Raw genomic sequence first — 14,722 nt, forward strand, 5'->3', positions numbered from 1 at the left:
TCAGGACATGACTACTGATTCAACGATCTGGCCGAGCATTTCTTCAGCCTCGGACAGGAAAGTTTCATCGCGCGGGATCTGGAAGTGCCCGCAATCCAGCCATTCACCGCCCATGCCCGGCTGGTCGAGTTGCGCCGCCAGCTCCAGTGCCTCGGCTTCGCGACCCAAGGTCCACCAGCACGTCGGGTTGACGGTCAACGGCGCACAACGCTCAAGCTTGCGCGACAGCTGCTTGAGCCGGCGCGCCACACTGAACACATGCGCCAGTTCTTCGGCACCCAGCGCCACGTAAGTCGACGCCCCGCGCTCGGCACTCATGGCACGCTTGAACAGCGCACGCAGGTTGTGCGGCGTTTCTTCACCGTCGATGGACAGGCCCGGTGCGGCGTCCGGCAGTGTCACCTGCAGGAAATCGCGCAGGTCGGCTTGCCAGTCATCGACAGCCCCGGCGTCGACCGCCGCCGACGGCACGAAGCTGTCGACCAGCCCGACAAACTTGACCTGTTGCCCGGCCTGCTCCAGTTGCGCGGCGATCAACATCGCCAGCGTACCGCCCAGCGACCAGCCCAACAGGTGGTAAGGCCCCTGCGGCTGTTTCTGGCGAATCTGCGCCAGGTAATCACTGGCCATTTCCTGCAGCGAGGTGTCGTTGAACGCCGGATCCAGCAGCATCCGCGACTGAATCGCCAACAGCTGGCGTTGACCGCTCAGGCGCCGCGCCAGCGGCTCGTAGTCGAACACCGTGCCGAAACCGGCGTGGAGGCAGAACAGCGGCGCCACGCCCTTGACCTCGGCGTTCATCGCCAGCAACCCGGAGGCTTTTTCCGCCGTGCCCTGAACGCTCGCTACCAGTTCGCCGATGCTCGGTTTCTGCATCAGATCGCGCAGTTTCAGGCTCAGGCCCTGAGCCTTGAGCACACGGCTGCGGGCCACCACTTGCAGGCTGAGGATCGAATCGCCACCCAGTTCGAAGAAGTTGTCGCTGAGCCCGACCCGTTCGATTTTCAGCACTTCCTGCCAGATCTTCGCCAGGGCTTTTTCCAGCTCGGTGCGCGGCTCGACGTAGGCCAGCCGCTGTTCGGCGTCCGGATTCGGCAGGGCCTTGCGGTCGAGTTTGCCGTTCGGCGTCAGCGGCATGCGCTCAAGCACCATCAGGTGTGCCGGCACCATGTAATCCGGCAGGCTGGCCTTGAGTTGCTCGCGCAGACGTTCGCCCAAGCCGTCGGCTGGCGTCTCGGCAGCGGCCAGTACATAGCCGAGCAGTTGCTTGCCGCTGACGCCCTCGCGGGCCACCACGGCAGCGTCACGCACGCCCGGCTGCTGCTTGAGGCGCGCTTCGATTTCACCCAGCTCGATGCGGAAACCACGGATTTTCACCTGATGGTCGATCCGCCCGAGATAGTCGACAGTGCCGTCGGCACGTTGGCGCACCAGGTCGCCGGTGCGGTACAGGCGACTGCCGTCGGCACTGAATGGGTTGGCAACGAAACGTTCGGCGGTGCCACCGGCACGCCCCAGATAACCGCGCGCCAACGCGCCACCCAGGTACAACTCACCGGCAATGCCGGCCGGCAGCGGGTTGAGATCGCTGTCGAGCACATAACCGCTGCGCTCGCCGACCACGCTGCCGATCGGCGCATAGGCCGCGGCGCATTGATCGTCGACCGCGGCCTTCCAGATCAGCGGCGTGACCACCGTTTCAGTCGGGCCATAGCCGTTGATGATGTACTGCGGTTGCAGTGCGCGTTTGGCCAGTTCGAAACTCGCCACCGGCACCGCATCCCCGCCGAAGCAGTAGATCCGTACCGGCGGCGGATTGCCGTGCTGCTCAGCGTGTTCAGCCAGTTGTTGCAGATACACCGGCGGGAACGCGGCCACAGTCACGCCATGCTGATGCAGGGCGTCGTAGGTTTGTTCGGCCGTCCACAGGCTGTCGTCACGGATCAGCAAACGCGCGCCGTGAGTCAGGGTGGTCAGCCACCGCTCATGCGCGCCGTCGAAGGCGAACGACATGAAGTGCAACTCGCAATCGGCCGCGCTCATTTCGTAACGCTGGCCGATCGCCTGGCAGTGCATCGCCAGCGGCCCGTGCGCCACGCCGACACCTTTCGGCTGACCGGTGGAGCCGGAGGTGTAGATCACGTAGGCCAGGTTGCCCGGCTGCACCGCGACCTGCGGCGCCGAATCCGGCCGAGCGCGCAGATCCAGCTGATCGAGTTCCAGCACCTGCAGGTTGGCCTGGGTCGGCAGCACCTGACGCAGACTCGAATCGCTGAGCAGCAAAGCGATGCCCGAATCGTGCATCAAATAGCTCAAGCGTTCGCGCGGATAGGTCGCGTCCAGCGGCACGTAGGCACCACCGGCCTTGAGCACCGCCAACAGCGCGACGATCATGTTTTCGCTGCGTGGCAGGGCCACACCGACCCGCACTTCCGGACCGACACCTTCGGCGATCAGCGCATGCGCCAGACGATTGGCCCGCGCTTCGATCTGGCCATAACTGAAGGCTTGCTCATTGAAGATCACGGCGGTTTGTTCGGCCCGCTGCGCAGCCCACCCGGCAATGCGCTGGTGCACCAGCGTGGTCTGCGTTTGCGCGACAACGTCCGGCGTGGACGCGACTTGCCCGGTCGGCAGACCGATGCGTCCCAGCGCCTGCCCGGCGTCCTGAACCAGTGCCGTGAGCAGGCCTTCCATGTTGCTGCGGATGCCCTCCACGGTCGCCAGATCAAAATGTTCGCGCAGGAACATGTACTCGATCACCAACCCGTCTTCGAGGGTGACCATCAGGTCCATCGGGAAGTTGGTCAGGCCCGAGTTATTGATCTCGCCAAACTTCAGCGAATCATCGCGCCACTCGCGCAGCGCCTGATCGATCGGGTGGTTTTCGAACACGATGATGCTGTCGAACAGCGACTGCCCGGCACGCCCGCCCCAACGCTGGACGTCGGTCAGCGGGGTGTACTCGCGCTCGCGCAGTTCCAGGTTGAAATCCTGCAACTCGCGCAACCAGGCGCCCACGGCCTGCTCGGCCGGCACGTCCTTGATCACCGGCAAGGTGTTGATGAACAGGCCGAGGATCGATTCCGAGGCCGGCAGGCTCGCCGGACGCCCCGCCACCGTGGCGCCGAACGCCACGCAACGCTGGCCGCTGTAACGGCTGAGCAGCACCAGCCACGCCCCCTGCACCAAGGTGTTGAGGGTGACCTGCTGCGACTGGGCAAAGGCTTTCAACTGTTCGGTGCGGGCCTCGCCCAGACGGCTGTACAGCGCCTGGTGACCGCGACCGCTGCCGGTACGCGTCACTGCGTCCGCCAGATAGGTCGGCTCGTCGAGCCGGCTCAGGTGCTGACGCCAGAAACCTTCGCTGGCGTTCGCGTCCTGCTGTTGCAGCCAGTTGATGTAACCGCGATACGGCACCGCGTCGGCCAGTGGTCGTCCGGAATACTGGCTCAGCACCTCACCGATCAACTGCGAACTGCTCCAGCCGTCGATCAGAATGTGATGGTAGGTCCAGATCAGCTGATAGCTGTGCTCGCTGACTTGCACCAGCGTCAGCCGTTGCAGCGGTGGCTGGTCAAGGTCGAAGCCCTTGGCCCGCTCGGCATCCGCCAGACCTTGCAAGGCCTCGGCCGAATGATCCTGCTCACGCCAGTCAAGCAGACTGAACGGCAACTGCGGATCGGCGAGTACGAATTGCAGCGGCTCGGCCATGTCTTGCCAGAGGAAACCGGTGCGCAGAATGTCGTGGCGACGGCTGACGCTTTCCCACGCGGCCTGCAGACGCAGCGGCTCAAGGCCCTGCACAGGAACGCTCAACTGGTTGACGTAGAGATCGGATTCCGGCGAATTCAGGCCGAGGAACAGCATGCCCTGCTGCATCGGTGACAAGCGATAGAGCCCGTCCAGTTGCCCGGCCGGCAGTGGCAATTGCGCCACTTGCGCCTCGCTCAAGCCGTGCAGCGGCAGGTCGATCAGCGCCGGCGCCAAACGCCCTTCGGCAGCCTGCACGCACAGGGCCAGTTGCTGAATGGTCGGTTGCTGGAACAGGTCTTTCGGGCTCAGCTCCAGCCCTTGCTGACGGGCGCGACTGACCACCTGAATCGAGATGATCGAGTCGCCGCCCAAGGCAAAGAAACTGTCATGGGTGCTGACCTGCTCAAGGCCCAATACCTCCTTCCAGATCTCCACCAGCGCCTGCTCGGTGGCATTCGCCGGTTCGACATGCAACTGCGCGGAACTCAGCTCCAGTGCTGGCAGGCGCTTGCGATCGATCTTGCCGTTGGGGGTCAGCGGCAGCTGCGCCAGCCACAGGCGATGGCTCGGCACCATGTAATCCGGCAGGGTTGCGCCCAGCCAGTTGCCGAGGGTTTGCTGCAGTGCAGCCTGTTGCTCGACGCTGGCCTCGATGATCGCCGGATCGCTCGGCACCAGATAGGCAATCAGTTGCTGACTGCCCGAGACTTCGCTGGCGACGACCACCGCTTCACGCACGGCGGCATGCGCCAGCAGACGCGCTTCAATTTCGCCCAGCTCGATACGCAAGCCGCGAATTTTCACCTGATGGTCGATCCGGCCCATGTACTCCAGCTCGCCCTCCTCGCGCTGACGAATCAGGTCGCCGGTGCGGTACAGGCGCTCGCCGTTGCCGCCGATAGGATTCGGCACGAAGCGCTCGGCGGTCATCGCCGCACGCCCCAGATAACCGCGCGTGATGCCGGCGCCGGACAGGTACAGCTCCGCCGAAACGCCCTGCGGCACCGCGTGCAGATCGGCATCCAGCAGATGGCTGGCGCTGTGCTCGAGCGCACGCCCGATCCGCGCCTGACCACCGGCACTGCGGCGGGTCCAGGTCGAGTAGGTGGTGTCTTCCGACGGGCCATACAGGTCGTAAACATGCTCGACCGTCGGCTGCTGATACAGCGCCTCCACCAGCGCTTGCTTCAGCGGTTCACCCGCCAGATTGATGATGCGCACGCTCGACGGAATCTGCCCGGAACGCTGCAGCGCGGCAATCGCCGACGGCACGGTGTTGATCAGGCGCACCTGATCACGGGCCGGCAGTTGCGGGAGCTCCAAGGCATTACGCGCGATGATCAGCGAACCACCGTTAGCCAGAGTGACAAACAGCTCCCAGACCGACAGGTCGAAGCACACCGACGTCGAGGCCAACACGCCTTGAATGTCCTCGCGGCGGTAGACCTTGGCCGACCAATCGATCAGCGCCATGACGTTGCGATGGGCAATCGCCACGCCTTTTGGTTTGCCGGTGGAACCGGAGGTGTAGATCACGTAGGCGAGGTTGTCCGGAGCGACCGATGTTTGCGGCGCGCTGCTCGGAAAAGCGCTCAACGAAAGCTGATCCATCAGCAGCACTTGCGTATCGCCCGGCACACTCAGAGTCGCGGCAACGGCCTGCTCGGTGAGCAACACCCGCGCCCGACTGTCTTCGAGCATGTAAGCCACGCGATCCGCCGGGTAGTCCGGGTCCAGCGGCACGTAAGCGCCACCAGCCTTGAGCACCGCGAGCAAGGCGACCAGCAACTGCTCGGAACGCGGCATTGCCACGCCCACGCGCACTTCCGGGCCGACACCCAACTCAAGCAGTTTATGCGCCAGGCGATTGGCCTGCGCGTCCAGCTCGGCGTAGGTCAGTTGCGTATGGGCGAAGGTCACCGCCAAGGCATCCGGGGTCGCCGCCACCTGACGGGCGATGGCTTGATGGATGCACAGATCGGTGGAGAAGTCGGTATTCACCTGCGGGCTGTGCTCGATAAGGTTCAGCTCGCTGAGCGAACGCTGCCCCGACTCGCTCATCTGCCCGAGCAAGCGCTGCAGATACCCGGCCAGCTGCACCACGCTGTGCGCGGCAAAGCTTTCGCACTGGTAGCTGAAGTGCATCGACAATTCGTCGCTCAAGTGCACCAACAGCGTCAGCGGATAGTTGGTCTGCTCATGATTGTGGATTTCACCGAAGCGCAGTTCTTGCGGTGCGCCCTGCGCCAGCGCCTCGGACACCGGGTAGTTCTCGAACACCAGAATGTTGTCGAACAGCGCCTCACCGTTGCGCTCGGCCCAGCGCTGAATGTCGAACAGCGGGGTGTGCTCATGCTCGCGCAAGGCCAGGTTCTGCGCCTGCACGCTCTGCAACCATTCGCCAACGCTCGAGGGCGACTGCGGACTGGCGATGACCGGCAAGGTGTTGATGAACAGACCGATCTGCTGCTCGACCCCTTTGAGCTCGGCCGGACGCCCCGCCACCGTGGCGCCGAACGCCACACACGGCTGGCCGGTCAGGCGCTGCAACAGCAGCAGCCATGCCGCCTGAATCAGCGTGTTGAGGGTGACTTTCTGCTGGCGCGCGAACTCGCCCAGACGCCGCGTCTGCTCAGCGTCGAGCACGCAGAAATGCTCGCCGTGGCCGTCGCGCGGTGCATCGCCGCGCTGCGCCTGCAACGCTTGTGCGAGCAAGGTCGGCGCTTGCAGGTCAGCCAGTTGCGCGGTCCAGTAACGTTCGCTGGCCTGCACGTCCTGGCGCTGCAGCCATTCGATGTAATCGCGGTAACGCCCGGCCAGTGGCGGCTGGGCAACCCCGCTGTAGCGTTGCAGGACTTCGCCGAGCAACTGCGAGTTGCTCCAGCCGTCCATCAGGATGTGGTGGTTGGTGTAGATCAAATGGCAACGCTGCTCGTCCAGACGCACCACGAGCATACGCAACAGTGGCCCCTGGCTCAGGTCGAAACCTTGCGCCTGTTCGGCCGCCGCCAGTGCATTCAGATCGCTCTGACAATCGTCGCGATCACGCCAGTCGAGCACGCAGAACGGCATGTCCAGCTGCTTGTGCACCACCTGCACCGGACGCGCCAGTTCACCCTGCCAGACAAAACTGCTGCGCAGGATGTCGTGGTTGTCCACCGCCGCTTGCCAGGCTTGCTGGAAGCGTGGCGGATCGAGGCCTTCGACATCGAGCCGGACCTGGTTGATGTAATCGCCGGTGGCCTGCTCGTAGAGACTGTGGAACAACATGCCCTGCTGCATCGCCGACAGCGGATACACATCGGCGACCTGGCGTGGCGCCAGCGGGAACTGATCGAGCTGCGCCTGCGTCAGGCCGGCCAATGGGAAGTCCGACGGGGTCAGGCCTTCAACGCCCGGGGTCAGGCAATGGCCGATCAACGCTGCGAGTTCTGCGGCGTAATCTGCGGCCAAAGCTTCGATCACCGCGCTGTCGAAACGCTCACGGCTGAACGTCCAGCCGACCCGCAGCTCGCCGCCATACACTTGACCGTTGAGGGTCAACCAGTTGCCCAGCGGCGCCTCCGGGCTCTGATCGAGGCCGGCGTTGTCCGGCGACGGCACAAACAGCGCCGCCTCGTCGCCAGCGAAACTGCCGTCGAACTGCCCAAGGTAGTTGAAGGTGATGCGCGGGCTCGGCAAGGCCTGCAAGCTCTGCTGCGCCTGCGCATCACCGAGGTAACGCAAGGCGCCAAAACCGATGCCCTTGTTGGGGATCGAGCGCAGTTGTTCCTTGATCTGCTTGATCGACTCGCCAAGCGTGTCTGCCGGTGTCAGGCGCACCGGGAACAGACTGGTGAACCAGCCCACCGTGCGGGTCAGATCGACACCGTCGAACAGTTCTTCGCGACCATGGCCTTCGAGCTGGATCAGCGTCGACGCCTGCCCGCTCCAGCGGCCGATGACCCGCGCCAATGCCGTCAGCAACAGATCGTTGACCTGGGTGCGGTACGCCGCCGGGGCCTCTTGCAGCAATTGCCGCGTCAGTTCGGCGCCGAGCCGGGTCTGCACGGTCTGGGCCAGACAATTGTCCTCGCTGGCGTCAACGCGTTTGCACGGCAGATCGGTACTCACATCGCTCAGGCAGGCCTGCCAATAACCGAGTTCGGCCTGCAACGCCGGGCTGTTAGCGTAGCGCTGCAAGTGCTCACCCCAGTCCTTGAACGCACTGGTTCGGGACGGCAGGCTCAACGGCTGATCATTCAGCAATTGCTGATAAGCGTTTTGCAGATCCTCCAGCAGAATCCGCCACGACACGCCGTCCACCGCCAAGTGATGAATCACCAACTGCAGACGCTGAGTGCCATCGGCCAGAGTTGCCAGCACCGCCCGCAGCAACGGTCCGTGTTGCAGATCGAGGCTGCGCTGGGCGCGATTGCCCAAGGCCTCAAGGGCGGCGGCATCGGCGACGTGTTCCTGCCAGAGCAGGTTCTGCGGCAGCGCTTCGACCGCGCGGTGCTCGGCCTGCCACACGCCATCGCGCTGGGTGAAGCTCAGGCGCAAGGCATCGTGATGAGCCACCAGTGCGCGCAACACTTGCTCGAGTTTTTCAGCGTCCAGCGCCTGCCGCGGTTGCAGCAGCACCGACTGGTTCCAGTGATGACGCTGCGGAATTTCGTCGGCGAAGAACTGCTGCTGGATCGGCAGCAGCAACGCTGCACCGCTCGCGGCTTGCTGATCAATCGTCGACTCGTCGCCACCCCACTGCGCGACCAGTGCCAGACGCTGCAAGGTCTGGTGCTGGAACAGGTCTTTGGGATTGAGGCGAATGCCGGCCTGACGGGCACGGCTGACCACCTGAATCGAGATGATCGAGTCGCCACCCAATTCGAAGAAATTGTCGTGGATGCCGACTTGCGGCAACTTCAGCACGTCCTGCCAGATCGCGGCCAGCCCCTGCTCCATCGCGCTTTGCGGCGCCTGATAGGTCTGCTGCGCCTGGCTGGCGTCCGGTGACGGCAAGGCATTGCGGTTGAGTTTGCCGTTGGCGGTCAACGGCAATTGCGCCAGCAGCAACAGGTGCGCCGGGACCATGTGATCCGGCAGATTGGCCTTGAGTTCGGCGCGCACGCTGTCGCGCCACAACGCCTGTTCGGCCGGGCTCGCGTCGAGTAGCGCGGCGTCGCCTGGCACCAGATACGCCACCAGTTGCTGACCGCTGAGGCCCGGCTGCGCCAGCACCACGGCCTGGCGCACGGCAGCCTGTTCCAACAGTTGCGCTTCGATCTCGCCGAGTTCGATACGGAACCCGCGAATTTTCACCTGATGGTCGATCCGGCCGATGTATTCGATCACGCCGTCGGCGCGATAGCGCGCCAGGTCACCGGTACGGTAAAGACGCCCGCCATCGGCGGCGAACGGGTCGGGAATGAAGCGCAGGCTGGTAAGATCCGCGCGGTTCAAGTAACCGCGAGCCAGGCCGGCGCGACCGACGTACAGCTCACCGATGCAGCCTTTGGCGACCGGGTTCAGATCTCCGTCGAGCAAGTACCAGGACAGGTCCGGGATCGGTTCGCCAATCGGACTGCTGGCATCACGCTGCAAGTCGGACAGCGAAATCGGCCGGTAGGTCACGTGCACGGTGGTTTCGGTGATGCCGTACATGTTGATCAGTTGCGGTGCCTGATCGCCGAAACGCTCGAACCATGGACGCAGGCTCTTGACCTCCAGCGCCTCACCGCCGAACACCACGTAACGCAGCGCCAGTGCTTGCGCCGCGTGCTGCGGGGCGCAGGCCACTTGCATCAATTGCTTGAACGCCGACGGCGTCTGATTGAGCACGGTGACACCTTCGCGGCAAAGCAAGGCGAAGAAATCTTCCGGCGAGCGGCTGACCTCGTAAGGCACCACCAGCAGTTTGCCGCCATACAGCAGCGCCCCAAAAACCTCCCACACCGAGAAATCGAAGGCGTAGGAATGGAACAGGCTCCAGACATCCGCGGCACCGAAATCGAACCACGCATCAGTGGCCTCAAACAGGCGCAGCACGTTGCGATGGGCCAGCAACGTACCCTTCGGCTGACCGGTGGAACCGGAGGTGTAGATCACGTAAGCAAGGTTGTCCGGGCTCATGCGTACCTGCGGATTGCTGTCGCTGTAGCCTTCCAGACCGTCTCGCTCCTGATCGAGCATCAGGCTGCGCAGCGAATCCGGCACCGGCAGACGACCCAGCAGATGACTCTGGGTCAGCAGCAAGGCGATGCCGCTGTCGCCGATCATGTAGCTCAGGCGTTCCTCCGGGTACGTCGGGTCCAGCGGCACATAGGCGCCGCCGGCCTTGAGAATCGCCAGCAGGCCGACCAGCATGTCGAGGCTGCGCTCCACCGCCAGACCGACGCGCACGTCCGGGCCGACACCGCTGGCAATCAGCTTGTGGGCCAACTGGTTGGCGCGACTGTTGAGCTCGCCGTAGCTCAGGGACTGCCCGGCACAGCTCACGGCAATCGCTTGCGGGGCGCGGGCGGCTTGTTGTTCGATCCGTTGATGCAGGCACTGTTCGCTTGGGAAATCGCGGATGCACGGGTTCCACTGGCGCAGGGTCGCCGCGTGTTCGGCGGCGTCATGCAGCGGCAGTTCGGCAATGCGCTGAGCGCTGTCGGCAACGATGCCTTGCAGCAGATGGGTCCAGTGTTGCGCCAGGCGTTCGATGGTTTCGACGTCGAACAGGTCGGTGGCATAGGTCACCTCGGCCCAGACGTTGTCGCTCGATTCAAAGGTGTTCAGGGTCAAGTCGAACTGCGCAGTACTGGACGCCCACGGCAAGCCTTCAATCGCCAGTTTTGGCAGCCGCGTGGCGCCCTGCGCCTGGCGCACCTGGCTCTGGTGGTTGTGCATCACCTGGAACAGCGGGCTGTGGCTGAGGCTGCGCTCCGGTTGCAGCGCGTCGACCAGTTGTTCGAACGGCAGATCCTGATGCGCCTGGGCGCCGAGCACCGTATTTTTCACTTGCTGCAGCAGGCTGCGGAACGTCTGCTGACTGTCGAACTCGGCCTTGAGTACCTGGGTGTTGACGAAGAAACCGATCAGGCCTTCGGTCTCGACCCGGTTGCGGTTGGCCACCGGCACCCCGACGCGGATATCGGCCTGACCGCTGTAGCGATGCAGCAGGGTCTGGAACGACGCCAGCAACAGCGCAAACAGCGTGACGTTCTCGCGCTGCGCCAGGTGCTTGAGCGCGGTGGCCAGTTCGAGGCTCAGCGGGATCTCGCGACGGGCGCCACGATAGCTCTGCTCGGCTGGACGCGGACGGTCGGTCGGCAGCTCCAGCAGCGGTTGATCGCCATCGCCGAGTTGTGCGGTCCAGTAGCTCAATTGCCGCTCGCGTTCACCGGCGTCCATCCACTGTTTCTGCCACGCGGCGTAGTCGGCGTATTGCACCGGCAGCGCCGGCAATTGCACGTTCTGGCCTTGGCTGTAGGCGGCATACAACGCCACCAGCTCATCGACCATGACATTCATCGACCAGCCGTCGGAGACGATGTGATGCAGGGTGATGACCAACGCGTGGTCATCGGCGGCCAGACGCAGCAGTTTGACCCGCAGCAACGGGCCTTGCTGCAGATTGAACAGGTGCAGGGTTTCGGCGGCGACTCGCGCTTGCAGCGCCGCCTCGTCGAGCTCCGCCGCCACGTCCTGCACCTGCAGATCGAGCGTGCCGTGAGCCTGGATCACTTGCAGGGTCTGCCCCTGCTGTTCGACGAAGCAGGTGCGCAGCGATTCGTGGCGCTCGATCAGCGCGTCGAAGCTGCGCTGCAACGCCGGCAGATCCAGCTCACCGCGCAGACGCAACGCCGCCGGCACGTGATAAGCGGTGCTGGTCGGTTCCAGTTGCCAGAGGAACCATTGACGCTCCTGGGCATAGGACAGCGCCAGCGGTTGCTGGCGTGGCAAGGCAACAATCGGCGGCTCCCGATGCGCCTGATCGACACCCAGCGCGGCGACAAAGTCTTCCAGCGTGCTGTGTTCGAACAACGTGCGCAGCGGCACTTGAACGTTCAGCGCCTGACGCACCCGCGAGACCACTTGCGTGACCAGCAACGAGTGGCCGCCCAGTTCGAAGAAGTTGTCACTCAGACCCACGCGATCGAGCTTGAGCACCGCTTGCCAGATCTCGGCGACGCTGTGCTGAGTGGCGGTTTGCGGCGCGATGTAAGTCGATTGCAGTTGGCTGGCGTCGGGCGCCGGCAAGGCTTTGCGGTCGACTTTACCGTTCGGCGTCAGTGGCAGTTGCGCGAGGAACAACAGGTGCGCCGGCACCATGTATTCCGGCAGCTCGGCCTTGAGGCTGGCTTTCAATGCGGCGCGCAGTCCGCCTTCATCAAAAGCGTCGGCGGTCGGCACCACATAGCCGACCAGTTGCGGTCCGGTCGGGCCGTCCTGAGCGACTACGACGGTTTCGCGCACGCTATCGAGGGCGAGCAAACGCGCTTCGATCTCGCCGAGTTCAATCCGGAAACCACGGATTTTCACCTGATGGTCGATCCGCCCGATGTACTCGATCACGCCTTCGGCGCGGTAACGGGTCAAGTCACCGGTGCGGTACAGACGCGCGCCGGTCGTCGAAAAGGGATCCGGGACAAAGCGTTCGGCAGTCAGGCTCGGGCGCTGGAAGTAACCACGAGCGAGGCCGTCGCCGCCGATCAGCAATTCCCCCGGGGCGCCGAGCGGATTGAGCTCCAGGTCGCTGCCGAGGATGTACAACGCGGTGTTGTCGATCGGCGTGCCGAGGAATGGACGGCTGTTGTCCGCACTCAAGGCGTGCTGCGCCGACCAGATAGTGGTTTCGGTCGGGCCGTAGAGGTTCCACACCCTCGGCGTCAGTGCGAGCATGCGTTGCGCCAGTTCCTGCGGCAGCGCTTCACCGCCACAGAGGAACGTGCGGCCCGAAAGGATGGGCGCCTGTTCGTTGTCCAGCAGCATGCGCCAGGTCGAAGGCGTGGCTTGCAGCGCCGTCACGGCATGACGCTCGATCAGTTCGAGCACCGCTTGCGGGTCTTGATGCACATCCTTGCCAGTCAGCACCACACAAGCGCCGGCCAGCAATGGGCCGTAGATTTCCAGGCCGAAAATATCGAACGAGAACGTGGTCAGCGACAGCACGCGATCCGTCGCCACGATGCCCGGCTGCTTGATCATGCTCGCGACAAAGTTGCTCAGCGCCGCGTGGCGCACCATCACGCCTTTCGGTTTGCCGGTGGAACCGGAGGTGTAGATCGTGTAGGCCAGATGCTCGCCATTGACTGCAACGTCCGGCGCGCTCTGTGGATAAGCCGCCAGCCACTCGCGAGGTTGATCCAGCAGCAGCGTTTGCACACCCGGCGGGATCGGCAGCTGCGTCTGCAAATGGCTTTGGGTCAGCAGCAATGGCAGGCCGCTATCCTCGATCATGTAGGCCAGACGATCCTGCGGATACGCCGGATCCAGCGGCACATAAGCACCGCCAGCCTTGAGGATCGCCAGCAGGCCGACGATCATTTCCGCGCTGCGCTCGACGGCGATGCCAACCAGTTGATCCGGGCCGACGCCGGCCTCGATCAGCTTGTGCGCCAGTTGACTCGAGCGGGCATCCAGCTCGCCGTAGCTCAGCACGTCTTCGCCGATGATCAGTGCAGTGGCCTGCGGCGTTTGCTGCGCACGCCGCGAGAAATCCTGCTGCACGCATTCGGCTAGCGCAGTGCGGTCGGCGCTGCGCAACCAGTCCTGCAACAGCACGCCGTGTTCGGCGCTTTCCAGCAACGGCAATTCGCCGACGCGCTGGCTCGGCGCGGCGACGATGCCACGCAGCAGGTTCTGCCAGTGACGCGCCAGACGCTCGACGGTTTCAGCTTTGAACAGATCGGTGGCGTAGGTCAGCTCGGCGGCAAAGCCGTCGCTGGACTCGTAGGTATTCAGCGTCAGGTCGAACTGCGCGGTGCGCCCTTCCCACTGCACGTCCTCGACACTCAGTTGCGGTAACTGCGCGGCGCTGCGGCCCTGATCGCGACTGGTCTGGTGGTTGAACATCACCTGGAACACCGGGCTGTGGCTCAGGCTGCGCTCCGGTTGCAGCGCTTCGATCAGTTGCTCGAACGGCAGATCCTGATGGGCCTGCGCATCCATCGCCGCCTGCTTGACCTGAGCCAGCAACTGGTTGAACGGCAATTGCCCGCTGACTTCGGCATTCAGCACTTGCGTGTTGACGAAGAAGCCGATCAGGCCTTCGGTCTCGACCCGGTTACGGTTGGCGGTCGGCACCCCGACGCGAATCTGCGCCTGACCGCTGTAGCGATGCAGCAGCGCCTGAAACGACGCCAGCAGCAGCATGAACAGGCTCGCACCTTCGCGCTGCGCCAGCTGTTTGAGGGCGTCGCCGAGGTCTGCCGGCAGGTTCAGTTCCAGCCGCGCACCGCGCAGGCTTTGCACGGCCGGACGCGGGAAATCGATCGGCAGTTCCAGCACCGGCTGCTCGCCGCCCAGGGTCTTGACCCAGTAGGCCAACTGGCGCTCGCGCTCGCCCGCTTCCAGCCAGTGGCGCTGCCAGATCGCGTAGTCGGCGTATTGCACTTCCAGTTCCGGCAGGCTCAGCGGCTGCCCGGCGGTGTCGGCGGCGTAATGCTGGATCAGCTCGTTGACCAGGACTTTGATCGACCAGCCATCGGCGATGATGTGGTGCTGGATCAACACCAGCACATGGTCGTCTTCCGCCACTTCGAGCAACGCCACCCGCAGCAGCGGGCCCTGCTGCAAATTGAACGGGCGTGCGGTTGCGCTTTCGACGAAGGCCTTGATCGCGGCGTCTTCCCCGGCGGCGTCGAGGCCCTCCGGCAATGGCGTCAGGCTGATGCTCAGCGGCAGCTGCGGATGAATCACCTGGCAAAAGCTTTCACCCTGCTCGGCGAAAGTGGTGCGCAGGCTTTCGTGACGCGCCGCCACCGCGTTGAAGCTGCGT

The 14,722-nt window shown here is 64.2% G+C and carries 1 protein-coding gene (cut by a window edge); it reads right to left on the minus strand.

Annotated features, from left to right (window positions below):
- On the minus strand, positions 1–14,722 hold the 3' portion of the coding sequence (locus KVQ82_RS19985; RefSeq protein WP_222015382.1) for a non-ribosomal peptide synthase/polyketide synthase. 269 nt of this gene lie beyond the right edge of the window; only the last 14,722 of its 14,991 coding nucleotides appear in the window; its start codon lies beyond the right edge, outside the window; it ends in the stop codon at positions 1–3.

Origin of the sequence: Pseudomonas sp. AO-1 (genome assembly GCF_019775695.1) — a bacterium.
Lineage (GTDB): Bacteria > Pseudomonadota > Gammaproteobacteria > Pseudomonadales > Pseudomonadaceae > Aquipseudomonas > Aquipseudomonas parakoreensis.